Source organism: Bacillus sp. JZ39, from assembly GCF_053903145.1.
Genome location: NZ_CP096389.1, coordinates 398,695 through 421,711 on the forward strand (window position 1 = coordinate 398,695; position 23,017 = coordinate 421,711).

Genomic DNA, 23,017 nt, shown 5'->3' on the forward strand with positions numbered 1-23,017 from the left:
CCCTTCCTAGACTTCAAAGGTTTTCAATCACGCTGAAAATCACAAAATCCTAAAACGAAAATCGTTTTAGGATTTTGTCAATAATCTGAAACAGGGCGCTGGCGCCCTGTTTTTCTTATTACAGCGGGTTCAAAATCCGGTTCAAGAACCGCTGTGTCCGTTCTTCTTTTGGTGCAGAGAAAATTTGCTCCGGCGGTCCTTGCTCCACGATAACGCCGCCGTCGATGAAGATGACTTCATCCGCAACTTCCTGCGCGAACTTGATTTCGTGGGTCACGACGACCATGGTCCAGCCTTCATTGGCCAAGTCCTTGATAACCTTCAGCACCTCTCCGACAAGCTCGGGATCAAGCGCTGAGGTCGGTTCGTCAAACAGCATGAGCTCAGGCTGAATCGCCAGTGCGCGGGCGATGCCGACGCGCTGCTGCTGGCCGCCGGAAAGCTGGAACGGATATAAATCCATTTTGTCCTTCAATCCGACTTTATCAAGAAGCTGAATCGCTTCTTTTCTGACTTCCTCTTTGTTCCGTTTTTGCACCTGAATAGGGCCCTCCATCACGTTTTCGAGGGCTGTGCGGTGCGGGAACAGGTGATACGCCTGAAACACCATTCCGGATTTTCGGCGAAGCTTTAGGATATCTGCCTGTTTCACCTTTTTGGAGAAATCGATGGAGAAATCATCAAATGCAAGCTCTCCGCGATTCGGGATCTCCAGAGCGTTCAGGCAGCGAAGCAGCGTCGTTTTCCCTGAACCTGAAGGCCCAAGTATGGCGATGACTTTTCCTTTTTCAATCTTCATATCTATCTTTTTTAAAATTTCATTTTCACCGAATGATTTGTTTAATCCTTTAACGGTAAGCATACTCGGAACCTCCTTATTTGGCCACGTAGCGGTCAAGACGCCGTTCGATGACATGCTGGACGAGTGAGAGCAGGAAGCAGATAATCCAATAAATAAAGGCTGCTTCAATATAGATCACTAAAATTTGATCAAGATTCCGCGCGCCGATTTCCTGGGCTTTTCTGAACAGCTCAGCGACCAGAATTTGAGAGGCGAGGGATGTATCTTTAATCAGGCTGATAAAGGTATTGGATAATGGCGGGATCGACACACGAAACGCCTGCGGCAAAATGACGCGGAACAGCGTTTTTTGATGTGTCATGCCAATTGTGTAGCCGGCTTCCCATTGCCCTTTCGGCACGGATAAAATAGATGCCCGAATGATTTCAGATGCATAGGCGCCGACGTTTAATGAAAAGGCGATAACTGCGCTTGGAAATGGATCTAATGTGACGTTAAAGGCCGGGAACAGATAGAAAATGATGAACAATTGAACGAGAAGAGGAGTGCCGCGTATTGCGGATACGTATACACTGAACACCCATCTCAAAGGTCTCACTTTCGACATTCTGGCAAGCGCCGTAATCAGCGCCAGGATCATTCCGAATATAAAGGAAAGAATCGTAAGGGGAATCGTATAGTAGATTCCCCCTGAAAGTATCGGCCAGAATGACTGCTGCACCAGATCCCACGGGATCGCCGTGCCAAGCGTCAATGCCGGCAGATTATTTAGAAACATCTTCGCCGAACCATTTTTTAGAAATTTTAGAAAGAGTCCCGTCCTCTTTCATTTCTTTTAATGCTTTGTTGACTTGATCAACAACCTCGCCGCTTCCTTTACGGAACGTGAAATATGTTGACTGAGGATCACCTGTTTCAAACGCGATTTTCACGTTTTTATTGCCAGATGTTTTTAAGTAGTTCAATACGGCAAGCTTATCGTTGTATGTCATATCGACGCGGCCTTGCTGGATCATTTGAAGGGCCTGCGCCATACCTTCAACGCCTTCTACTTTAGCGCCGGCATTTGTAGCTAATTTGTTGTAGTTGCTTGTCAGTGATTGAGCTGACGTTTTTCCTTTTACGTCTTTTTCAGACTTAATATCGTTGTTGTCTTTTTTCGTTACGACAACAGCTCTTGATGTTGTGTATTTATCTGAGAAATCATATTTGTCTTCACGATCTGTTTTTCCGACTTGGTTGGCAACAACGTCAAACCGTTTGGAATTCAGGCCGGCAAACATACTGTCCCACTGTGTTTCCTTAAAGTCCACTTTAAGCCCGAGGCGTTTTGCGACTTCTGTGATAACTTCGACATCATAGCCAGTCAGTTTATCAGTGTCTTTGTCGTGGTAAGTGAACGGCTCATATGTTCCTTCCGTTCCGACTGTGAGCACACCTTTTTTCTTAATTGAAGCCCAAAGATCGCCATCTTTGGCATTATCTTTTGACTGATTGTCATTTCCTGCTCCGCAAGCTGCAAGAGCTGCAATACTTACGACCATGAATAAAGCCAATAATGCTTTTTTCATCTTATTCCCCACTTTTCTGGTTGATTTTATTGAAATAAAAAAATAGCTTACAAATCTAAAGGATAACTTTTTTTTAGTATGAGTCAAGTAATTGGTTTTCATAAGGCAAATTCTTTTAAAATAAATCCAAAAATTGCTGTGCCGGTTTAGGCAAATAACTGTCCGTTCTCCACATGACAGCCGGTGTCATAATGAAGGGATTATTTTCGATATGGACGGTGTGAACGTGATTTCTCATATGAACGGGAATCATTGTGACGGGCAAAATAGACGCACCGAATCCGGATGACACGAGGCTGAGCAAAGTTGCAGAGTCGTGGCATTCACAAACAATGCGCGGCTCCAGATTCAAACGATGAAATTCATTCATGACCTGATTATAGACGCCTTTTCCATTGACAGGCCGCAGCAGGATCAGCGGAAATGAAGGAATGTCCTCCATCTTAATGGTGTCTCCGCACGGATATCCGGCTTCATCTGAAAGCACGAGCACACATGGAATGTCATCAAGCTGTTTGAATTGTACCGTGTCACTTTTGATCAGTGTTGTCGTGACCGCCGCATCGATTTGCCGGCTTTCCAGCAGTTCCAACAGTGTCGCGGGTTCATTTTCCCAAATATTAAAGGTGAGATGGGGGTATCTCTCTTTGATCTGTGTTACTTTTTCAAGCATCAAAGCCGCGCAATAAATCGTTGATCCCACGGCAAGTGTGCCGGCTACTTCCTCCTTCAGCTCCTGTACCTCAATGACTGCATCTTCAAACCTATGCAGAATCTCTTTTGCTCTTTTTAGAAAAACAGCTCCTTCATATGTAAGAGTCATTTGTTTTTTCTTGTTCCGGTCAAACAGAACAACACCAAGTTCGTCCTCCAGCTGTTTGAGCTGCCTGCTTAAAGGCGGCTGCGCCATGTGAAGCTTTTTGGCTGCGGACGTGATTTTCTGTTCTTGGGCAATGGTAATGAAGTATCGAAGCTGGCGAATGTCCAAAAGAAAGCGCCTCCTTATCATACCTTTTAGGTATTAAATATAGATTTAATAGATATTTTTCATATGGATATATCAGGAGTATGATTGAAATGAAAGCAGAATTCAAGCGTAAAGGAGGGGGCAAAGTGAAACTCGTTGTCGGAATGACAGGGGCAACAGGGGCCATTTTCGGGGTCAGGCTGCTGCAGTGGCTGAAGGCCGCCGGAGTGGAAACCCATCTCGTTGTGTCTCCTTGGGCAAACGTCACGATCAAACATGAAACAGGCTATACCTTACAAGAAGTAGAACAACTGGCCACATACACTTATTCACATAAGGATCAGGCGGCAGCCATTTCAAGCGGGTCGTTTGATACCGATGGAATGATTGTTGCGCCGTGCAGCATGAAATCTCTCGCAAGCATTCGCACCGGCATGGCGGATAATCTGCTGACACGTGCGGCGGATGTCATGCTCAAGGAGAGAAAAAAACTCGTCCTCTTAACGAGAGAGACGCCTTTGAACCAGATTCATCTCGAAAATATGCTAGCGCTTACGAAAATGGGCACCATCATTCTTCCTCCGATGCCGGCATTTTATAATCAGCCGAGCAGCTTAGAGGAAATGGTTGACCATATTGTGTTCAGAACGTTGGACCAATTCGGCATTCGGCTTCCTGAAGCGAAGCGCTGGAATGGGATTGAAAAACAAAAAGGAGGAGCTTGATCATGGCTTATCAAGATTTCAGAGAATTTCTCGCTGCCCTTGAAAAAGAAGGACAGCTGCTTACAGTGAATGAAGAGGTAAAGCCGGAACCGGATTTAGGGGCCGCCGCACGGGCAGCCAGCAATCTTGGCGATAAAAGCCCCGCGCTCTTATTTAACAACATTTACGGCTATCATAACGCACGAATTGCGATGAATGTCATCGGCTCTTGGCCAAACCATGCAATGATGCTGGGCATGCCGAAAGACACACCGGTAAAAGAACAGTTTTTTGAATTCGCAAAGCGTTATGACCAATTTCCGATGCCGGTCAAACGTGAGGAAACAGCGCCATTTCATGAAAATGAAATCACAGAAGATATCAATTTGTTCGATATACTGCCTCTTTTCAGAATAAACCAAGGAGACGGAGGCTACTATCTAGACAAAGCGTGTGTTATTTCCCGTGATCTTGAGGACCCTGACAACTTCGGCAAACAAAATGTCGGCATTTACAGAATGCAAGTCAAAGGAAAAGACCGCCTCGGCATTCAGCCTGTCCCGCAGCACGATATTGCAATCCATCTGCGTCAAGCTGAAGAACGCGGCATCAATCTTCCGGTCACCATTGCGCTCGGCTGTGAGCCGGTCATTACAACGGCGGCATCGACTCCGCTTCTCTATGATCAATCAGAATACGAAATGGCAGGTGCGATTCAAGGCGAACCATATCGCATCGTCAAATCAAAGCTGTCTGATCTTGATGTTCCGTGGGGCGCTGAAGTGGTGCTTGAAGGTGAGATTATTGCCGGAGAGCGCGAATATGAAGGGCCGTTTGGTGAATTCACAGGCCATTATTCCGGCGGACGCAGCATGCCGATTATCAAAATTAAACGCGTCTATCACAGAAACAATCCGATCTTTGAACATTTATACTTAGGCATGCCTTGGACAGAATGCGATTACATGATCGGCATTAACACATGCGTGCCGCTTTATCAGCAGTTAAAAGAAGCGTATCCGAACGAAATTGTGGCAGTGAACGCCATGTACACACACGGTTTAATCGCGATTGTTTCCACAAAAACCCGCTATGGCGGATTTGCGAAAGCGGTCGGCATGCGCGCACTCACAACGCCGCACGGACTCGGCTACTGCAAAATGGTCATTGTCGTTGATGAGGATGTCGATCCATTCAACCTTCCGCAGGTCATGTGGGCGCTTTCGACCAAAATGCATCCGAAACACGATGCGGTCATCATTCCGGACTTATCTGTCCTGCCGCTTGATCCGGGATCCAATCCATCAGGAATCACTCACAAAATGATTCTCGACGCCACTACACCGGTTGCGCCGGAAACAAGAGGCCATTATTCACAGCCGCTTGATTCTCCGCTAACAACGAAAGAATGGGAACAAAAACTAATGGACTTAATGAATAAATAAGGAAAGGATGTTCGAAATGCATACATGTCCTCGATGCGACTCAAAAAAGGGAGAAGTCATGAGCAAATCGCCTGTAGAAGGCGCATGGGAAGTTTATCAGTGCCAAACATGCTTTTTTACATGGAGATCCTGTGAACCGGAAAGCATTACAAATCCCGAAAAATACAATCCAGCGTTTAAAATTGATCCAAAGGAAACAGAAACAGCAATTGAAGTTCCGGCGGTGCCGGAACGAAAGGCTTGATCCGCGTGAACTGTATGTCAGACCGTCTCTTTGAGCTGCTTGACGGGAGCTGCCTGAATGAGAAGCAGCATGAGGCCTTCGTTCTGCAAACAGTATCAGAGGATGGCTGGCCGCATGCCGCTATGATCAGTGCGGGTGAAATTATCGCGCTGAGCCGAACTGATATCCGAATCGCTCTGTGGAAAAACACAATGACTTCGGCCAACATCCTTCGCACAGGAAAAGCACAGTTCACGGCGTGGTGGAAGGGAGCGGCCTATTATGTAAAGCTTGAATGCGCGCCTTTACCGCCTTTGAAAGATGCCGAATATGAAAGAGACCGTTTTTCCTGCCGCATCGTTTCAGTGAAGGAGGACGTTGCGAAATACGCTGATTTGACTTCTGGTGTCCGTATACAGCTTCACAGCCCTGAAGAGGTGCTGAGCAGATGGGAAAAGACCCTGGAAGATTTAAAGCGGTAATAGCGATAGCCTGACGCCATGCGTCAGGCTTTTTTTATATAATGAAAACAAAGGGGGCGTGAGAAATGGAACGTGCGGGGATCTGTCACTCGGACGGCTTTGATTTAGCTTATCGAATTGAGGGCGAGGGCGCACCCATCCTTGTGATCGGGAGTGCGGTTTACTATCCGCGCCTTTTTTCCTCAGATATCAAACAGAAATATCAATGGGTCTTTGTCGACCATAGGGGATTTGCTAAGCCTAAGCGGGAGCTTCGTGCGGAGGATTCGAGGCTTGATGCCGTCTTGGCTGATATCGAAAGGATGAGAACATTTCTTCAGCTTGAGGATGTTACTATTCTGGGACATTCCGGGCACGCTTTTATGGCTTTAGAGTATGCCAGGACATATCCCAAACAAGTTCGGAAGGTGGCGCTCTTCAATACTGCGCCTGATAACAGTGAAGAAAGACAGCGGAAAAGCGAATCATTTTTCATGGAAACAGCCAGTCTTGAGAGAAAGAAACGCTTTGAAAAAGACATCGCGAATTTGCCGCAGGACATCGACAAAGATCCTAAAAGGCGCTTTGTGCACATGTGTATTCGCGCTGAAGCGAAAAGCTTTTATCAAGAGCGGCCGCATGCTGCGGCCTTATGGGACGGTGTATTCACGAATATGCCGATCATGGATGAATTATGGGGCAAAACATTTGCCCGGCTTGATCTTATTCAGCGGTTAGCTGATGTTCGTATGCCGGTGTATATCGGATTAGGGAGATATGATTATTTGGTTGCGCCTGTTGCGCTATGGGATGCTGTTGACGGTTTATATCCCCATGTGGATAAGGTTATTTTTGAAAAGAGCGGCCATCAGCCGATGCTGGAAGAACCGGAAGCCTTTGATCAAAGCTTCAGCAAATGGCTGGATCAATAAAAAAACAGCCCGCAGATCAAAATCCGCGGGCTGTTTCTGATTATAAGACCCCTTTCATCGCGCGTTTGATAACCGGCGAGAGCAGCAGGAGAATGCCGCCAAGAACGATAGAAATCAAACCGATGGTGCCGAAGTACATTGTTTCAGGAATTTTATCAAACAATCCGGCTACTTGGGCATTGATCGCTTGGGCTGCTGCGTTCGTCAGAAACCACATACTCATTGTCTGTGCAGAGAAGGCAGCTGGTGCCAGTTTCGTTGTCACGGATAAACCGACTGGAGACAGGCACAGCTCTCCAAGCACGACAAGCAGGAAGCTGAGAACGAGCCAAAGCGGGCTTACGAGTGCTTCTTTTCCTTGCATAGCAGGGAATACCATAATGATAAATGACAATCCGGCTAAAATAATTCCGATTGAGAATTTAACTGGTGTAGACGGCTGACGTTTGCCAAGCTTCATCCAGAGCCATGCGAATATTGGCGCAAAAATGACAACAAACAATGGATTTAATGATTGGAACCATGATGACTGAAGTTCGAATCCGCCCAATGAAAGTCTTATGCGTTCATCAGCGTATACCGCAAGAATGGTCGCTCCCTGTTCCTGAATGGCCCAGAACATGACAGCACCGATAAACAAAGGAACGTAAGCGGCAAGACGGGATTTTTCTGTTTTGTCCGCTTTTTTGCTTGTAAACATGATGATGAAATAAATCACAGGAATCAAAATACCGAGAATACTTACAAGGTCGATGAAACGTTTGATCGTCAGCACGCCTGTTTGTACAGAGATAATCACTGCGATCGCCACAATGATAACACCGATTCCGGTGCCAATTGCAGATTTTTTAGACAGCGGATTCGGCACATTGGAACCTGCAAGCCCGAGGTTTTTCTTTCTTGTCAAAGCAAATACGATAAGTCCGAGAAGCATTCCGACCGCGGCAGCTCCGAATCCGAGATGATAGTTGTACTTCTGTCCGAGTGTTCCGACAATTAACGGCGCGAGTAAACCACCGAGGTTAATCCCCATGTAGAAAATACTGAAACCTGAGTCGCGGCGCGGGTCTTCTTTCGTGTAAAGATCCCCAACTACGCTTGAAACGTTTGGTTTTAATAAGCCTGTTCCGACAATGATAAGCACCATGCTGATATAGAATGCTATCGAACTGCCCGGATAGGCGAGTGCAATGTGGCCGAACATAATGAATATGCCGCCGTAAAACACGGTGTTTGCGGTACCGAATACCCGGTCAGCGAGCCATCCGCCAATAATGGTGGACATGTATACGAGTGATCCGTAAATCGACATAATGGCAACCGCAGTGCCCTTGTCAAAGCCGAGCCCTCCGTTTACCGTCTCTGTATACAAATAGTAAAGTAAGATTGCTCTCATTCCATAGTAAGAGAAACGCTCCCAAAATTCGGTGAAAAATAGTGTAAATAGTCCTCGCGGGTGACCAAAGAACCCTTTTTGCGGGACGCTTTTAATGATACTTTCGTTATCAATCGAAGCCATGTCAGCCAAACCCTTTCTAAAAAAAGTGTATTATAAAAATCATATTCTTATATAATACTTGTGTCAATATAATTTATACTCATTTCAAATAGTTCCATATTGGAAAAATTATAAATACCTAAAAATAGTGATTTCCTCCTAATTTTTAAACTTTTTATCGTGAGATTTTCTTACACAACTATTCCTTTATATTTTTTTAATAAAATTTTAGAGAAATGTACAAGCAGATCGGGCCTTTGTGAGTAACATGATAGTAATCATAGAGAAGGAGGCTCGCAATTGGCTGAATTCATATTAAATGCAGCGGATTTCGGTGTTCCTGGAGATGGTAAAACGGATTCGACAGAACGGATTAATCAGTGCCTCAGTACAGCTGTTTCGAAAGGCTATCATACTGTCTGGTTTCCAAAGGGAACATATTTAATAGACGCAACGCTTGGCGGAGATCTTAATCAGAGGTTTCGAAACGCGGGGATCATTGTTCCCGGCAACCTTGAGATTATGATGGACCCCGAATGTATCATGAAAGTGATACCGAATAGTTCGTGGGGTTATTCCGCATTTTATGTAGGCAAGCAAGAGAATATAACCATTTCCGGGGGACAAATTATCGGCGAACGGGATGAGCATACGTATGCCTCGGCAGGGATAAGGTCAACCCATGAATGGGGCTTTGGCATATGTATTGAAGGATGCTCGAATGTTGTCATTGATGATGTGAAAATTTCTGATTTTACCGGCGATGGGATCATAGTCAGCCCAAGGGGATTAAAGACCAATCAAGATTATCGAACGTCAGAGCAAATTATCATCCGCCGCTGTGAGGTTCGGCGGTCAAGGAGAAATAACATTTCCATTACCGGATGTGACATGGTCACGGTGGAGGAATGCTTGATTGAAGATGCCGGAACGGGGAATGGAACAGCCCCGAAATTCGGAATTGACATTGAAGGATATGGCGAAGGTGACGTTGATTATGAGGAACCGATTAATGTATCAATTCGCAATAACCACTTTGTTGGAAACGTTTCAAGTTCTGTGACCAATTTTAACGGGTATGGCATTTTAATAGAAGGAAATCACTCAGACAATACAATCAGCTACGGATATGGGACGCAAACAGTGATCAAGGGCAATATTCTGAGACGCCCTGAAGACGCGGCGGCTGCGCCAAGAGTCGGGATAACCGGACTCGGTGTATCACAAGGAAAAGAGACCAGTGATGCAGTGATCGCTGGCAACCTCATTACCGGATTTTCAACTGGAATTGATGTCAGGGGAAAGAGCGTTCTTGTGACGAACAACAAAATCAGCAACTTTGAAAACACAGGGATATTGGTTTATCAGTCCTCCGACGTAAAGGTAGACGGAAACCAAATTCAAAACGGACTGTCTGAAACAAGGCGCAGCATCGGTCTTCGTGCAGTGCTTTCAGATGACACCGCTTTTCTGAATAACTGTCTCATTCAAGTCGTTGACGGTGTGAGCGTTTCGGGCGGAAACATGATCATTAAAGATAATCTCCTGAGAAAATTCAGCCGAGGCATTTGGATTGCTCAAGGGAACGCGGTGATTGAAGGGAATACACTGAATCCTGGCGCGTTTGAAGCAGTGCCGGAATCATATTCTGTTTCCGTTACAAACAATGCCGGCGCTATCATCAAAAACAATACATTTAAAGAGTTTAAAAATTACCCCATTTACTGCTCCACAAGTGCAAAAACCTCAATTATCGGCAACCACTTAGAGCGATCTCCGCTTTTGGTCACCATCTATATCAGCGCCGGTGTGCATGAGATTTTTGATAATACCATTTCAGTCAACAGAACAGCCGGGAATCCGATTGTGATTTATCTCAATGGCTCTGCAGGCTCTATCATCTCAGGAAACACCATCAATAACCTCTCCGCGGGCACTGCGACAGCTATTCAAACAAACACGTCAACCAATTCCAAAATCATCGGCAACCGCATTTTTAAAGGGACTATCAACAAACACAGCAGTGATGCAATAGACGGCAATATTATCGTCTGAAAAAAGCGCCCCCTCTAGGGGTTCTTTTTTTTCGATTTATAGATCACGTACATTTCTCTCACAAGTACTAACACAAAAAATAAAAGCACGACCCATTCCGCAAATGTTGTCATCTTAAAGCTGGACATATTGTTATAAATGGCTTTTGTTAAACTGAACCCTTGAAGCATGTCCATCAATACAGAAATAGCTAATAAACAAATTAATATAACTCCTGTCACGCCCAATATCTTCATGCTTCATCATCCTCCGCTTTTAGTGTCTATCGTTGGCGGAGAAGTTATACCGCATCTAAACCTAATGCATAATCTCAATTTTAAAAGGAAGAATATGAGAAAACGACAAGGAAAGGTATTTGTGTATGCCTTTATTTTCTAAGCGAAAGAACAATACAAGTTCGAAAGACAAGCGCAATACAGAAGAAAAGAATCAGGAACAGAAGCAAGAAAAAGAAAGGCCGGTTCTCATTTCTCCAAGTTTGGCCAAGAATATAGCGGAAACGAAAAAGGAAGTCGGAAGCAGCTCTGACGTCATCATTCGCGAGATTAAAATCGGGGAGCAGGATCATGTCCACCTAGCTGTTATCTATATTGCTGGGCTGGTCGATAATAACACGATCCATGAGTCGTTAATTGACCCATTGGTACAGGATGAGTCTATCCAGAATACTCATGCGATCCAGCAAATTCTTGAAAAAACGCTCCCGCTGGGCGGGGTGAAAGCGGAAAAGAGCTGGGACAAGCTTTTTTCCGAGTTAATGCTTGGCAATGCGCTCATTTTTGCTGATGGCTATGATGAAGCTTTGATTTGCAGCACTCAAGGGGGAGAGCAGCGCTCCATCCAAGAGCCGAGCACCCAGGTGTCATTCCGCGGCCCGCGCCAAGGGTTTACAGAGTCTCTGCAAACCAATATTTCCATGATCCGGCGATACATTAAAAATCCGAATTTATGGGTTGAAAAAATGAAAAAAGGTTCTGTTACGAATACGGATATCGCCCTCATGTACATTCAAGGAATATGTGATGAAAAGGTGCTGAAGGAAGTGAAGCAGCGCCTGGAAAAAATAGATATTGACAGTATTTTGGAATCTGGATATATTGAGCAGCTGATTGAAGATGAAACCTTTACGACGTTTCCGACTATGTATCATACAGAACGCCCTGATGTTGTAGCGGGAAATCTGTTAGAAGGAAGATTCGCGATTATTGTGGACGGAACACCGTTTGTGCTTATTGCCCCGGCCTTATTTGTCCAATTTTTTCAGTCTGTTGAGGATTATTATTCGCGTTTTGACATTGCGACAAGCATACGGATTCTTCGTGTTCTAGTCTTTTTCATTTCGCTTGTGGCACCAGCTGTATACGTGGCAGCCACGACGTTTCATCAAGAAATGATACCGACTCAGCTGTTAGTGGTCATTGCGGCCCAGCGGGAGATTGTCCCGTTTCCAGCTGTTGTGGAGGCGCTGACGATGGAGGTTGCTTTTGAGATTCTGAGGGAAGCGGGAGTCAGGCTGCCCCGGGTTGTCGGCTCGGCAGTGTCAATCGTAGGCGCGCTCGTAATCGGCCAGGCTGCCGTACAGGCTGGTATCGTCTCTCCGGCAATGGTCATTATCGTGGCACTCACCGCGATTGCGAGTTTCGCAACACCGGCGTTTGCAATGGCGATTTCAGCCCGGCTTATTCGGTTTATTTTTATTATTGCCTCAGCTGTTATGGGTTTTTACGGGCTGATTTTAGGGATCATTATGATGTTTGTCCACTTATGCAGTCTTCGTTCATTCGGCGTTCCATATATGTCGCCGCTTGCACCCTTTTCTTCACAAGGTGTAAAGGACGCGCTTTTCCGGATTCCGTGGTGGGCTGATGAAAAAAGGCCGGAATCGATCAGTAAGGAAGATAAGGTGCGGCAGGGGAAGGATCAACGCCCAGAGCCGGCCGCTTCACGAGGAATGGTGAACAAAGACTTGGAAGAAGGGGATCAGAATGGTACGTAAATGTCTATTAGCCGTTCTTATGCTTTTGAGCGTCATTGTGCTGCCCGGCTGCTGGGATAAGCGTGAACTGACAGATCTTGCGATTATCTCGGCGATTGGCATCGATCGGACAAACGAAGGCAACTACGTGCTGCATCTTCAAATTATCAATCCTGGAAATGTCGCCGGCGGGCTTCAGGGAGGCGGTGCTGGGGACAGGCCGCCTGTATCTGTCTATTCAATTGAAGGCGACAATTTGACGGAAGCACTCAGAAAAGCCTCCATGAAGGTATCGCGGCGGCTTTATTTTGCCCATACCAACCTAGTCGTAATCAGCGAAAAGCTGGCGAAAGAGGAAGGGCTGGATTTTGTATTAGACAATCTTGACCGGGACACGGAATTCAGGACAACGGCGACCTTCGTCGTTGCCCATAAAACAAAAGCAGAAAACATCGTGAAAATCCTGACGCCTATTGATAAAATTCCGTCAAATAAAGTCAATAAAACCCTCGATTTCACGGAGGCGCAATACGGGCGGGTGGTCAAAACCAATATTCAGGACGTTTTGAAAACACTTGCCAGCGACACAAGGGCACCGATTATTCCGGGTTATTTGATGATTGGCGATGATAAAAAAGGAGTCAGCATGGAAAACACGCAGGCAACTGACCCGAAAGCCATTCTTCAGGCAGACGGCTTGGCGGTTTTTGATAAGGCTGGGTATTTAAAGTATTGGATTGAAGATGATGAAAGCGTGGGGGCAGTCTGGCTTATGAATAAGGTCCAGCATACGTTTATTAATGCTGATTGGGGCAAGACGAAAGATGCGGTCAGCTTGCAGGTAACCCATCAAGATACAAAGCTGGTACCTGATATGCGGAACGGACGTCCGCACATCCATGTGAAAGTGACGGTTGAAGGAATTATAGATGCTGTCAAATACCCTTTCCAATTGTCTAATCCGAAGGTGCTGGCCGCTATTGAAAAAGCGCTCAACAAAGAGCTTGAAAAGGAAATCAGCCATACTGTGAAAATGATCAAGAAGAATAAGATAGATTTTGTCGGTTTTGGTGACACGATATATAGAAAGTATCCGGAGCAGTGGGAGAAAATGAAGAACACATGGGACAAAGAATATTTGCCCGAACTGCCCATCGATGTGAAGGCCGAGACGTATATCAGAAGGACGGGATTGCGGAACAATCCGATCAAACACCAGTTTAAAGATGATTAGGTCTGAAGAAAGGGGAAGTGACAGATGGAAAAAGCCAGAATAAGCATAAGGCAGCTGTTTGTCATGATTATCATTTTTGAGCTGGGCAGCTCCTTATTGATTACACCGGGATCAATGGCGGGCAGGGATGCTTGGATCGCAGTTCTGTTGGGGTGTGCGGCCGGTTTGTTTCTTTTCTATTTGTATCAAGGAATTTATCAATGTTACCCCAATTCTTCTCCGAAAGAATATATGGATGATATGCTGGGAACCAAGCTGAGCTGGCTGTTTTCATTTCTCTATATTTTGTACTTTGCCTATATTGCCGCAAGGGTCCTGCGTGACTTTGGAGAAATGCTGCTGACATTTGCTTATCATGATACACCTATCATTATTGTAAATGGTTTATTAGTGATAGTTAGCATATACGCTGTAAGAAAAGGAATCGAAGTGCTCGCCCGCGCGGCTGAGCTACTTTTCGGAGCCATGTATTTACTGGGCGCGATCGGCCTCGTGCTGATTGTTGTCTCAGGTTCTATAGACCCGCATAACTTAAAACCGGTTTTGGCAGACGGCATTTCTCCTGTCCTTTACTCAGTTTTCACTCAGACCATGTACGTTCCGTTTGGCGAAGTCGTTTTATTTGTGATGATTTTCCCTAACCTGAATGACAGAAAAGATGTGAAAAAAATGGGGATGATTGCCATAGCTATTAGCGGATTGGTTGTGGCGCTCACCGTGGCGATTAATATCAGCGTGCTTGATGTTGATCTTACACTCAGATCCCAGTTCCCGCTTTTAAGTACGATTCAGACAATCAAGGTCGAAGAATTTTTAGACCGGCTCGATGTCTTTTTTATGCTGGCGCTGATCATCGGCGGCTTCTTTAAGGTTAGCCTCTACTTATATGCCACTGTGGTTGGGACATCTACGCTCTTTAAGGAAAAGAACCCCTCTCAATTGGCTTATCCGATGGGATTGGGCATCTTAATCCTTTCTATAACGATCGCGACTAACTTTTCAGAGCACTTGAACGAAGGCTTGAAAGTGGTGCCGCTGTATATTCATTTGCCTTTTCAATTATTGTTTCCGCTCTTTCTGTTTATTGTGGCTGTTTGGAAAAAGAAACGAAGAGAGAAGTCAAAAGGGGCGGAAGTAAAAAAATGATAAAAAGAGCGGGGGGATGCAGCCGCCGCTCTTTTTATGTTCACTTCTATATAAAAGGGGGATATAGGGTGCGCCCCTGTCTGCACTGGCAGAGGCGCGTTTTGTTATACGACTGCGATGTTTTCCTTCACAGTAAAGCTTCCTCTTGAAAGTCTGATATTGATGTCTGACACTTTTGCAATTTGTTCATCGTGCGTCACCATGATGACACATTTATTTTCCTTGTGTGCCAGATCTTGAAAGAGCCGTACGATCTCTTTTGATGTGTCCTCATCAAGGTTTCCGGTCGGTTCATCGGCTACGATAAGATTCGTGTCACAGCAGAAAGCCCTTGTAATTGATACCCGCTGCTGCTGTCCGCCGCTCAGTGTGAGCACTTTTTGCCGGGCTTGTTTTTCGTTGATGCCAACCTTCTGCAGCATGTCAAGCGCATATGATTCTTTGTTCTTTTCTTTAGAACCTGTGATTTCCATAGCGGTTGTGACGTTCTGCAAAGCCGTCATATACGGGAGCAGGTTGTACGCCTGAAAGACGATTGATACATATTGATTTCTGAAATTGGTTAAGCCGATTTTAGAAACCGCTCTTCCGTCGTAAAGGATGTTTCCTTCTTTTGGTGCGTCAAGTCCGCCTGCCAGAGACAGGAAAGTGGTTTTCCCCGTCCCTGATGTTCCGACGATTGTGTAGAATTTTCCTTTTTGAAAGCTGATGTTAATATCCTGAAACAATGGCTGGCTTTTGTCTTTATACCAGTAGCCGACTTGTTGAAATTGTAATAAGCTCATAGGTTCCGCCTCTTTCTATTCCTGTTTTGTCAATATCGTTTTCGGATGAAGCCGCAGTACTGAAATTGACGGCAGCAATGTTGCAATGATTGCGATTAGGATGCCGATCCCGCCCAGAATAAGCATGTCGTTCATAGAAACCGCGACGTTCAGTGAATCGATAACGTCTACGTTTGATGAACTGTGGCCGAACATTTTGCCGCCCATGCCGCCACCGATGCCGGGCATTTGTCCGCTTGCGGTTTGCGTTGAATCGGTTGATGAACTGATTTGCTGGGATAAAAGCTGATTTCCAAGCTGATTCGCGACGAGATTTCCCGTCACAGATGCAAGGCCGATAGCGATAACGGCCACAATCAGAATTTCAGTCAAGAACTGTCCAATCAATTTCCATCGTTTTTCACCGATGGCCATTAACACGCCCATTTCGTATTTGCGCTCCCTGATTGACATCATGACAATCAGGCCAAGAATGACGGCGCCTGCCACTGATACAAGATACACCACGTTTTTAGAGAAAGAAGCCACATTTTCAATCGGTCCGACCATTTGCTGGTAAAGCTGATCGTTTGTATTCAGTGTGTACGTATCAAAGTCAATTGATGTTTTCTTCGCTGCTTTTACGAAAGTATCCATATTTTTCGCGTCGTCCATATAGTAAACAGCTGAGTCAATCGTATTTTTATAGTCGTCGCCTTTCAATGCCGCTGTTGCTGTGTAAGGCGTATAAAGCTTGTTATAAGGATTTAAGAAAGAGAAATTTTGGGCTTGGCCATCACCTGAAGATGTTGTTTTATAAATACCGACGATCTTCAGCTTTACCGTCGTATCTTCATCTGTTGCTGATTCAATTGTGATCGAATCGCCAACGCTCAAATCATTTTCTTCCGCTAATGTTTCGTTGATCACTGTTACTTTTTTGCCGACATCTGATTTTGTAATCGCGCGTCCGTCTGTGATTTTTGAATCCCCTTCAGAGAAATCATCAACTAATGCTGTGCTGATGACACCTTCAATAGAAAGATCGGCTTGAACCATTTGCGGTCCGCCTTGTCCGCCGCCTTGGCTGTTTTTAGCGTTTGAGCTTGAACTGCTGGAGCTGGAATCACTTGAACTAGAGCTTTCAATCGCATCAAAGTTTCCCGCGTTGGCTGAAGCTGATGTGGTGTAATTGTAGCTCTTCACATGATCAAGCGCTGCAAGCTTATTCGCATCAGACACTTTGATCGGTGTTGATTCGAAGCTGCGTTTTTCACCGCTGTCCTGCTGCTTTTCCATTTGCTTTTGGCGGTCAACCTGAAGTGTCACGCTTCCGCCGAGTTCCTGTCTGGCCAGTTCGCTTGACTTTTGTGCTGCCGACTGGATGGTGAGGCCTGATAGAACAAAGACACATATGACTGTAAACACAAATAATTGCAATAACGTTTTTCCCTTTTTAGCCTTCATATTCCAAAAGGCCCGTTTGATAAAGTTCATTTATGTTCCTCCGCATTGGTATTTTTATTGATAAGACCGCCTCTGGGGCGCGTCCCCTTGCTGATAAATTAATAGTAGTCCAAAGGTATGAAAAAAATATGAACAATCTATTTCTAGTTGATGAAATAAAAACTAACAATTGTGAAACGCAAAACCTTCTGTTTAAAATGGTGCTATTATATAAAAAAGCATCAAAACAACCGGAGGATATAATGAAAATATTAATGATAGAAGATAATGTTAGTGTATGTACGATGACGGAGATGTTCTTTTTTAAAGAAGGTTTTGAAGCGGAATTCGTTCATGACGGGTTAGAAGGGTACCAGCGTTTTACGGAAGAAAATTGGGATCTGATCATTTTGGATATCATGCTTCCATCTATGGACGGCGTGACCATCTGCAGAAAAATAAGAGAGACAAGCACGGTGCCGATTATCATGCTGACTGCCAAAGACACTGAATCAGATCAGGTCATCGGGTTTGAGATGGGGGCGGACGATTATGTCACAAAGCCGTTCAGCCCGCTGACATTGGTTGCCCGCATCAAAGCCGTCATCAGAAGATACAAGGCGACAGGCAAAGCGGTTATTGATGAAGATATGATCGAATCAGAATGCTTTACCATTAATAAGAAGACGAGAGAAGTATTATTAAACGGAGAGCCTGTAGAAAATCTCACGCCGAAGGAATTCGACCTGCTTTATTACCTTGTCCAAAATCCGCGGCAGGTGTTCTCCAGAGAACAGCTGCTCGAGCAGGTATGGGGCTATCAGTTTTATGGAGATGAACGAACGGTTGACGTTCATATCAAACGGCTGCGTAAAAAGCTTGCCAGCGAGGACAAGCCTTTCCTGTATACTGTGTGGGGAGTAGGGTATAAATTTGATGAAGATTAAATATTTATATCAGCTGCTGCTAAGCCATATCAGCATTTTGATTTTAGCGTTTGTCATTATCATTTCTCTGTTTTCCCACTTTGTGAAGGAATTTGCCTATCAGAACAAAGTAGAGGAATTGACGTCATATGCGGTGCAGATTGCAAATGAATTCCAAGCCGGCCAGGTGGACATGCGCAGGCTCTATCCTTATCAGGACATGTTAAGCACAAGAAAGACGCAGTTTATCATCTTTAATGAAGAGCAGCAGCCCTATTTTCTTCCTGAAGGCTTTCATCACCCACCAAGGGAACAGCTGAAGAAATCAGAATGGAATAAGCTAAAAAAAGGGCAGACTGTCATGATCAGGGCAGATGGCCGTTTTGATGATGAAGTGTCACTTGTGGCGCAGCCTATATTTGTTCAGAACGAATTTAAAGGCGCCGTTCTGCTGATTTCTCCGATCAGCGGTGTTGAACAGATGGTCAATCAGGTCAACCTCTATATGTTTTACGCTGTGATCAGCACGCTTGTGATTACGATTCTCGTGAGTTGGCTTCTGTCCAAATTCCATGTCAAGCGGATTCAAAAGCTGAGAGAAGCGACAGATAAAGTGGCTTCCGGCGATTATGACATCCATTTGGAAAACAGCTACGGGGACGAAATCGGCGTTCTGGCCTCTGACTTTAATATCATGGCGAAAAAACTAAAGCAGTCAAGGGATGAAATCGAGCGCCTTGAGAAGCGGAGAAGGCAGTTTATCGCTGACGTGTCACATGAATTAAAAACACCGCTGACGACGATCAACGGTTTGGTTGAAGGGTTGAACAGCCATACGATTCCTGAGGATAAAAAGGATAAATGCTTCTCGCTGATCAGTGAGGAAACGAAGCGCATGCTGCGGCTCGTAAAAGAAAATCTGGATTATGAAAAAATCAGATCCCAGCAAATTACCTTGAACAAGCTAGACGTTCCTCTGATCGAGGTGTTTGAAATCGTGAAAGAGCACTTGCAGCAGCAGGCGGAAGAAAAACAAAACAAGCTGATGATCCAAGTAGAGGATCACGTCATCGTACATGCCGATTATGACCGGTTCATTCAAATTCTCGTCAACATTACGAAAAACAGCATCCAATTTACGCAAAACGGTGACATTTGGCTGCGCGGAATGGAAGGTTATAAAGAGACGATTATTGAAATTGAAGACACGGGTATTGGCATTCCAAAAGAGGATATTGAGCATATTTGGGAGCGATTCTATAAAGCAGATATTTCAAGAACGAACACAGCATACGGTGAATACGGACTCGGTCTCTCGATCGTCAGGCAGCTCGTTGAAATGCACCAGGGCACAGTAGAAATCAAGAGTGAAGAAGGGAAAGGCACAAAGTTCATCATCCGCCTTCCTTTAACGGCAAAACAGCAATAGCATACAGGGCGGCGCATCAACTGATGCATCCGCCTTTTTTGCACACCGCTTCGGTTTATTGCGTGCTCCCGAAAACAAAGATTGCGTGTTTTTCGGGTTGGGACGGTCTATAAACATGATAAAATATGACATAAACAGTTTTTGATGGGAGAGGGTGAAGGAATGAAGAGCGGGGTAATTCCTTCTTCAGCGGTCGGTCAAAAAATTAACGAGTGGTACAGATATATCCGGACATTCAGCGTGCCGGATGCCGAAGTGTTAAAAGCTGAAATCCAGCAGGAACTGAAACACATGCAGCATGATTCCAACTTGCTGCTTTATTATTCACTAATGGAATTCCGGCACCAGCTTATGCTGGATTATCTTGAGCCGTTAGAGAAATTAAATATCGAAGACCAGCCAAGCCTGTCTGAATTATCAAGAAACATTGACAGCAACCAGGCAGATCTCAAAGGGCTGCTCGACTATTACGTGAATTTTTTTCGCGGGATGTATGAATTTGATAAGCGGGAATTTATTTCTGCCATTACATACTATAAACAGGCGGAGAAAAAGCTCTCCTTTGTCGCAGACCATATTGAACGGGCTGAATTCTATTTTAAAATCGCGGAAGCTTATTATTATATGAAGCAAACGTATTTTTCATTGATTAATATAAAAAACGCCTATGAAATTTACGTGGAGCAGGAAACCTATAATGTGAGAATCATTCAATGCCATTTCGTCTTCGGGGTCAACCTGATGGATGAAAGAAATTTCGAACAAGCCGCACGCCATTTCAAATTGGCGCTCAACATGGCCCAAGCAGAACAAAAAGCCCAGCTGGTTGGAAGAGCATACTACAATCTCGGGTTATGCTATTACAATCAAGACCTTCTAGACCCTGCCATTGATTACTTTGAAAAAGCGGTCTCCACATTTGAAAGCAGCAGGATCGTCAATTCTCTCCCGCAAGCCTATTTTTTAATCACCCTGATTTATTATAAACAGGGAAAACATGATAAAGCTTCGGAATATCACAAGCGGGGCTATGAATATGCTAAAGAAACAGACGATGCAGACTATGCCGTAAAATTCGAGTTTTTGCAATCCCTATATCAGGATCAGCCCAATGAAGAAGGAATCGAACGATGTTTCCAGTACTTAAAAAATAAAAATATGTACGCTGATATAGAGGATTTAGCCCTAGAAGTAGCAAAATATTACTATGAACAGAAATGGTTTAAACTGTCTGCTTCCTACTTTCTACAAGTTGAAGAGGCAAGAAAACAAATACAAAGGAGTGAAGGTTTGTATGAAATTGAAATCTAAGTTGTTTGTTATTTGTTTGGCCGCAGCCGCGATTTTTACAGCGGCTGGCGTTTCTGCTAATGCGGAAGCACTCGACTTTCATGTGACAGAAAGAGGAATGACGTAAGAGCAAGCCCCTTCTCATTAGCGAGAAGGGGTTTTTCTTTTCAAAAAAACACCGCAGGACATAGTCTTGCGGTGCCGCCTTCATGGAGATTACGTTTATTTAGTAGCCTCCTACAAATGCAGTTCCCACAATGATCAAGAGGATAAATAACACAACAATCAAAGCGAAAGAAGTTCCGTAACCTGACATTTTGTGCACCTCCTTGCGAGATTGCTTCAGCATATACTGCAAAACTGTGGCGGACAGGGTTCCGCAGAGACGGTCAGCAGCTTAGTAGCCGCCAACAAACGCAGTCCCTACGATAATTAAAAGAATAAACAATACAACGATTAAAGCGAAAGAACTGATGCCGCCGTAACCGCCGCCGTTAGAGTATCCTGACATAAGGTTTCACCTCCCTATGAAGGATACTATAAGATATGCTGAACCGATCCATTTGGCAGGGATAATAGTGGACAAGAGAAAAAATGAAGAATTCGGCTATATGAAGGTGATATAAAAAATAGCGGGCGCTGCCGCCCGCTATTTATGTACGATTAAGAGATCAGCACGCCCGCGAAAAATTCCCGGTATAACGCTTGGACGGCTTTTCTTTCTTCGGCTTCTTTTACGCCAAACATCATGCTCACTTCAGAAGATCCCTGATTGATCATTTCGATATTCACCTGTGCCTCTGATAATGCTTTGGCGGCTCTTGCCGTTGTACCGACATTGTGGCGCATCGCTTCCCCTACAACCATAATCAGGGCGAGATGATGCTCGACGATGACTTCATCGGCATGCAAATCCTCTTCGATCCGTTTGATGACGCTGCGTTCAGTGGCGGCATCCATTTGCCCCTGCCGTAAAATGATTGTCATGTCATCGATTCCCGATGGAACATGCTCATACGTCAAACCATGCTCCTCCAGGATGTGAAGGGCTCTGCGGCCAAAACCGATTTCTCTGTTCATGAGATACTTGCTGATATAAATGCTGCAAAAACCGGTGTCGCTGGCAATGCCGACGACAGGCCCGTTTGTGTTATCCCGCTTGCTGACGACGCGGGTGCCTTCGGCTGAGGGGTTGTTCGTATTTTTGATCTGAACAGGAATCCCCGCTCTGAATGCCGGAATGAGCGCTTCATCATGAAACACTGAAAAACCCGCGTAGGACAGCTCCCGCATCTCTCTATATGTCAGCTCGCTGATTTCCTTTGGATTCTCAACGAAGGACGGATTGACAGAATACACAGCGTCTACGTCTGTAAAGTTTTCGTACAAATCGGCTTGTAGTCCGTTGGCAAGAATCGAACCGGTAATATCAGAACCGCTCCGTGAGAATGTGATCACATCGCCATCCTTGCTGAATCCGAAAAAACCGGGAAAAATGATGAGTCCGTCACGTTCCCGAAGACGATAGAGGTTTTGATAGGATTCAGGAAGAACTTGCGCGTTGCCGGGTTCATTTGTCACAAAGAGGCCAGCATCCTTCGGGTTTACATATTCCGCTTTGACGCCTTTATAACGGAAGTAAGCGGCGATCAGCTTGGCATTGTTATCCTCTCCGCTGGCCTTGACTGCGTCAAGGTATTGCTCGGGATTGCTTTTATCTCCTTCTAAAAGCGTAAACAGATCATTTCTGATTTTTTCGATAATGCTTTGCCCTAGCTGAAGCTCATTGGCGATGAGAGCGTACCGTTCCACAACTGCTTCCGCCAGTTCAGGTGCACTGCCTGTTGCCAAATATTGTTCTGCACATGCGATTAAGAGATCAGTCACTTTCGTATCCTCGGCATAGCGTTTTCCCGGAGCTGAAACGACTACAGCTTTCCGTGCCGGATCTGAGGTAACGATGTGAAACACCTTGTCAAGCTGGGCGCCTGAAGCAAGTGAGCTGCCTCCGAATTTAACGACCTTCATGTTTACATCTCCTAATGTTTAAAATTTTCACACAAATTTAGTATTTATTATCTCTCTTTCAGTACTGTAAATCAAGGGGGAATTTCTATATGGGGAGAACATTTGTATTTTCCACGAGGAA

At 45.0% G+C, this 23,017-nt stretch carries 24 protein-coding genes; 13 read left to right on the top strand and 11 right to left on the bottom strand.

Going from position 1 to position 23,017, the window contains the following annotated elements; all coding sequences use genetic code 11:
• Positions 1–118: 118 nt before the first annotated feature.
• The 4 genes from tcyC to bsdA form a co-directional block, all read right to left on the bottom strand.
• A complete protein-coding gene (tcyC, locus tag M1D65_RS02005; RefSeq protein ID WP_003234543.1) occupies positions 119–862 on the bottom strand; it encodes a cystine ABC transporter ATP-binding protein TcyC in 744 nt (247 codons plus the stop codon).
• A 13-nt stretch (positions 863–875) separates the two neighbouring features.
• Positions 876–1,580 carry a cystine ABC transporter permease TcyB gene (gene tcyB / locus M1D65_RS02010; RefSeq protein ID WP_003234541.1) on the bottom strand — a complete coding sequence of 235 codons (705 nt, stop codon included), beginning with the start codon at positions 1,578–1,580 and terminating at the stop codon, positions 876–878.
• Complete coding sequence (gene tcyA, locus M1D65_RS02015) at positions 1,567–2,373, bottom strand: cystine ABC transporter substrate-binding lipoprotein TcyA (protein ID WP_032726543.1); 807 nt, start codon at positions 2,371–2,373, stop codon at positions 1,567–1,569. The genes tcyB and tcyA overlap by 14 nt, the downstream gene beginning before the upstream one ends.
• 115 nt (positions 2,374–2,488) lie before the next feature.
• Entirely contained in the window at positions 2,489–3,361 is an 873-nt protein-coding gene (gene bsdA, locus M1D65_RS02020; protein WP_003234533.1) for a transcriptional regulator BsdA, read from the bottom strand.
• Positions 3,362–3,450: 89 nt separating this feature from the next.
• On the opposite strand from bsdA, the gene M1D65_RS02025 reads away from it, so the two are divergent.
• From M1D65_RS02025 to M1D65_RS02045, 5 genes are all read left to right on the top strand, one after another.
• Positions 3,451–4,065, top strand: a complete 615-nt coding sequence (locus M1D65_RS02025; protein ID WP_014478815.1) for a non-oxidative hydroxyarylic acid decarboxylases subunit B — start codon at positions 3,451–3,453, stop codon at positions 4,063–4,065.
• Between the two features lie 2 nt (positions 4,066–4,067).
• Positions 4,068–5,489 carry a phenolic acid decarboxylase BsdC gene (gene bsdC / locus M1D65_RS02030; protein ID WP_003234529.1) on the top strand — a complete coding sequence of 474 codons (1,422 nt, stop codon included), beginning with the start codon at positions 4,068–4,070 and terminating at the stop codon, positions 5,487–5,489.
• Positions 5,490–5,505: 16 nt separating this feature from the next.
• Entirely contained in the window at positions 5,506–5,733 is a 228-nt protein-coding gene (gene bsdD, locus M1D65_RS02035; protein ID WP_010886405.1) for a phenolic acid decarboxylase subunit BsdD, read from the top strand.
• On the top strand, positions 5,730–6,194 hold the full coding sequence (locus M1D65_RS02040; RefSeq protein ID WP_456270751.1) for a pyridoxamine 5'-phosphate oxidase family protein: 465 nt from the start codon (positions 5,730–5,732) through the stop codon (positions 6,192–6,194). The genes bsdD and M1D65_RS02040 overlap by 4 nt, the downstream gene beginning before the upstream one ends.
• Positions 6,195–6,259: 65 nt before the next feature.
• Positions 6,260–7,105 carry an alpha/beta fold hydrolase gene (locus M1D65_RS02045; protein ID WP_137200578.1) on the top strand — a complete coding sequence of 282 codons (846 nt, stop codon included), beginning with the start codon at positions 6,260–6,262 and terminating at the stop codon, positions 7,103–7,105.
• A gap of 40 nt (positions 7,106–7,145) precedes the next feature.
• On the opposite strand, the gene M1D65_RS02050 is transcribed toward M1D65_RS02045, so the two are convergent.
• Positions 7,146–8,624 (bottom strand): peptide MFS transporter, encoded by a 1,479-nt coding sequence (locus M1D65_RS02050; RefSeq protein ID WP_003246610.1) that lies wholly within the window; start codon positions 8,622–8,624, stop codon positions 7,146–7,148.
• A 279-nt stretch (positions 8,625–8,903) separates the two neighbouring features.
• Here M1D65_RS02050 and M1D65_RS02055 point away from each other — a divergent pair, with 279 nt between their 5' ends.
• On the top strand, positions 8,904–10,658 hold the full coding sequence (locus M1D65_RS02055; RefSeq protein WP_021481762.1) for a right-handed parallel beta-helix repeat-containing protein: 1,755 nt from the start codon (positions 8,904–8,906) through the stop codon (positions 10,656–10,658).
• A gap of 14 nt (positions 10,659–10,672) precedes the next feature.
• Here M1D65_RS02055 and M1D65_RS02060 read toward each other — a convergent pair whose 3' ends face one another.
• The gene (locus M1D65_RS02060; protein ID WP_014475793.1) at positions 10,673–10,894 is read right to left on the bottom strand and encodes a hypothetical protein; all 222 of its coding nucleotides are present in this window, start codon (positions 10,892–10,894) and stop codon (positions 10,673–10,675) included.
• A gap of 125 nt (positions 10,895–11,019) precedes the next feature.
• Between M1D65_RS02060 and gerKA the strand changes: the two genes are divergently transcribed.
• Genes gerKA through gerKB form a run of 3 tightly spaced genes read left to right on the top strand, consistent with a single transcriptional unit; the run spans position 11,020 to position 15,013 of the window.
• On the top strand, positions 11,020–12,654 hold the full coding sequence (gerKA, locus tag M1D65_RS02065; protein ID WP_038828426.1) for a spore germination protein GerKA: 1,635 nt from the start codon (positions 11,020–11,022) through the stop codon (positions 12,652–12,654).
• On the top strand, positions 12,644–13,867 hold the full coding sequence (gene gerKC, locus M1D65_RS02070) for a spore germination protein GerKC (protein ID WP_021481760.1): 1,224 nt from the start codon (positions 12,644–12,646) through the stop codon (positions 13,865–13,867). Before gerKA ends, gerKC begins: the two co-directional genes overlap by 11 nt.
• Positions 13,868–13,891: 24 nt before the next feature.
• Positions 13,892–15,013: a spore germination protein GerKB gene (gene gerKB, locus M1D65_RS02075; RefSeq protein WP_161986457.1), complete on the top strand. Its 1,122-nt coding sequence runs from the start codon at positions 13,892–13,894 to the stop codon at positions 15,011–15,013.
• Positions 15,014–15,117: 104 nt separating this feature from the next.
• On the opposite strand, the gene M1D65_RS02080 is transcribed toward gerKB, so the two are convergent.
• Both M1D65_RS02080 and M1D65_RS02085 read right to left on the bottom strand, forming a co-directional pair.
• Positions 15,118–15,798, bottom strand: coding sequence for an ABC transporter ATP-binding protein (locus tag M1D65_RS02080; RefSeq protein WP_338732274.1), 681 nt, complete (start codon positions 15,796–15,798; stop codon positions 15,118–15,120).
• A 15-nt stretch (positions 15,799–15,813) separates the two neighbouring features.
• Positions 15,814–17,274 carry an ABC transporter permease gene (locus M1D65_RS02085; RefSeq protein WP_338732276.1) on the bottom strand — a complete coding sequence of 487 codons (1,461 nt, stop codon included), beginning with the start codon at positions 17,272–17,274 and terminating at the stop codon, positions 15,814–15,816.
• A 212-nt stretch (positions 17,275–17,486) separates the two neighbouring features.
• On the opposite strand from M1D65_RS02085, the gene yclJ reads away from it, so the two are divergent.
• The 4 genes from yclJ to phrC all read left to right on the top strand — a co-directional run bounded on the left by yclJ (position 17,487) and on the right by phrC (position 20,995).
• Positions 17,487–18,170, top strand: a complete 684-nt coding sequence (gene yclJ / locus M1D65_RS02090) for a two-component system response regulator YclJ (protein ID WP_015482792.1) — start codon at positions 17,487–17,489, stop codon at positions 18,168–18,170.
• A complete protein-coding gene (yclK, locus tag M1D65_RS02095) occupies positions 18,157–19,578 on the top strand; it encodes a two-component system sensor histidine kinase YclK (protein ID WP_072173981.1) in 1,422 nt (473 codons plus the stop codon). Before yclJ ends, yclK begins: the two co-directional genes overlap by 14 nt.
• A gap of 162 nt (positions 19,579–19,740) precedes the next feature.
• Positions 19,741–20,889, top strand: coding sequence for a response regulator aspartate phosphatase RapC (gene rapC, locus M1D65_RS02100; RefSeq protein WP_014475800.1), 1,149 nt, complete (start codon positions 19,741–19,743; stop codon positions 20,887–20,889).
• Positions 20,873–20,995 (top strand): phosphatase RapC inhibitor PhrC, encoded by a 123-nt coding sequence (phrC, locus tag M1D65_RS02105; protein WP_003224994.1) that lies wholly within the window; start codon positions 20,873–20,875, stop codon positions 20,993–20,995. The genes rapC and phrC overlap by 17 nt, the downstream gene beginning before the upstream one ends.
• A 99-nt stretch (positions 20,996–21,094) precedes the next feature.
• Here the strand turns inward: phrC and M1D65_RS02110 are convergent, their stop codons facing one another.
• From M1D65_RS02110 to M1D65_RS02120, 3 genes are all read right to left on the bottom strand, one after another.
• The gene (locus M1D65_RS02110; protein ID WP_015482794.1) at positions 21,095–21,184 is read right to left on the bottom strand and encodes a YjcZ family sporulation protein; all 90 of its coding nucleotides are present in this window, start codon (positions 21,182–21,184) and stop codon (positions 21,095–21,097) included.
• An 81-nt stretch (positions 21,185–21,265) separates the two neighbouring features.
• On the bottom strand, positions 21,266–21,379 hold the full coding sequence (locus M1D65_RS02115) for a YjcZ family sporulation protein (RefSeq protein WP_014478831.1): 114 nt from the start codon (positions 21,377–21,379) through the stop codon (positions 21,266–21,268).
• Positions 21,380–21,531: 152 nt separating this feature from the next.
• A complete protein-coding gene (locus M1D65_RS02120; RefSeq protein ID WP_021481755.1) occupies positions 21,532–22,896 on the bottom strand; it encodes an aspartate kinase in 1,365 nt (454 codons plus the stop codon).
• Positions 22,897–23,017: the final 121 nt, after the last annotated feature.

Excerpts from the sequence above, each read along its gene's own strand:
- M1D65_RS02085 (WP_338732276.1), bottom strand. The coding sequence starts at position 17,274 with ATGAACTTTATCAAACGGGCCTTTTGGAATATGAAGGCTAAAAAGGGA.
- bsdC (WP_003234529.1), top strand. The coding sequence starts at position 4,068 with ATGGCTTATCAAGATTTCAGAGAATTTCTCGCTGCCCTTGAAAAAGAA.
- M1D65_RS02060 (WP_014475793.1), bottom strand. The coding sequence starts at position 10,894 with ATGAAGATATTGGGCGTGACAGGAGTTATATTAATTTGTTTATTAGCT.
- tcyC (WP_003234543.1), bottom strand. The coding sequence starts at position 862 with ATGCTTACCGTTAAAGGATTAAACAAATCATTCGGTGAAAATGAAATT.
- phrC (WP_003224994.1), top strand. The coding sequence starts at position 20,873 with ATGAAATTGAAATCTAAGTTGTTTGTTATTTGTTTGGCCGCAGCCGCG.
- yclJ (WP_015482792.1), top strand. The coding sequence starts at position 17,487 with ATGAAAATATTAATGATAGAAGATAATGTTAGTGTATGTACGATGACG.
- bsdD (WP_010886405.1), top strand. The coding sequence starts at position 5,506 with ATGCATACATGTCCTCGATGCGACTCAAAAAAGGGAGAAGTCATGAGC.
- M1D65_RS02080 (WP_338732274.1), bottom strand. The coding sequence starts at position 15,798 with ATGAGCTTATTACAATTTCAACAAGTCGGCTACTGGTATAAAGACAAA.
- M1D65_RS02050 (WP_003246610.1), bottom strand. The coding sequence starts at position 8,624 with ATGGCTTCGATTGATAACGAAAGTATCATTAAAAGCGTCCCGCAAAAA.
- rapC (WP_014475800.1), top strand. The coding sequence starts at position 19,741 with ATGAAGAGCGGGGTAATTCCTTCTTCAGCGGTCGGTCAAAAAATTAAC.
- gerKA (WP_038828426.1), top strand. The coding sequence starts at position 11,020 with ATGCCTTTATTTTCTAAGCGAAAGAACAATACAAGTTCGAAAGACAAG.
- M1D65_RS02120 (WP_021481755.1), bottom strand. The coding sequence starts at position 22,896 with ATGAAGGTCGTTAAATTCGGAGGCAGCTCACTTGCTTCAGGCGCCCAG.
- gerKC (WP_021481760.1), top strand. The coding sequence starts at position 12,644 with ATGGTACGTAAATGTCTATTAGCCGTTCTTATGCTTTTGAGCGTCATT.
- tcyB (WP_003234541.1), bottom strand. The coding sequence starts at position 1,580 with ATGTTTCTAAATAATCTGCCGGCATTGACGCTTGGCACGGCGATCCCG.
- M1D65_RS02025 (WP_014478815.1), top strand. The coding sequence starts at position 3,451 with ATGAAAGCAGAATTCAAGCGTAAAGGAGGGGGCAAAGTGAAACTCGTT.
- M1D65_RS02110 (WP_015482794.1), bottom strand. The coding sequence starts at position 21,184 with ATGTCAGGTTACGGAACTTCTTTCGCTTTGATTGTTGTGTTATTTATC.
- tcyA (WP_032726543.1), bottom strand. The coding sequence starts at position 2,373 with ATGAAAAAAGCATTATTGGCTTTATTCATGGTCGTAAGTATTGCAGCT.
- gerKB (WP_161986457.1), top strand. The coding sequence starts at position 13,892 with ATGGAAAAAGCCAGAATAAGCATAAGGCAGCTGTTTGTCATGATTATC.
- M1D65_RS02045 (WP_137200578.1), top strand. The coding sequence starts at position 6,260 with ATGGAACGTGCGGGGATCTGTCACTCGGACGGCTTTGATTTAGCTTAT.
- M1D65_RS02115 (WP_014478831.1), bottom strand. The coding sequence starts at position 21,379 with ATGTCAGGATACTCTAACGGCGGCGGTTACGGCGGCATCAGTTCTTTC.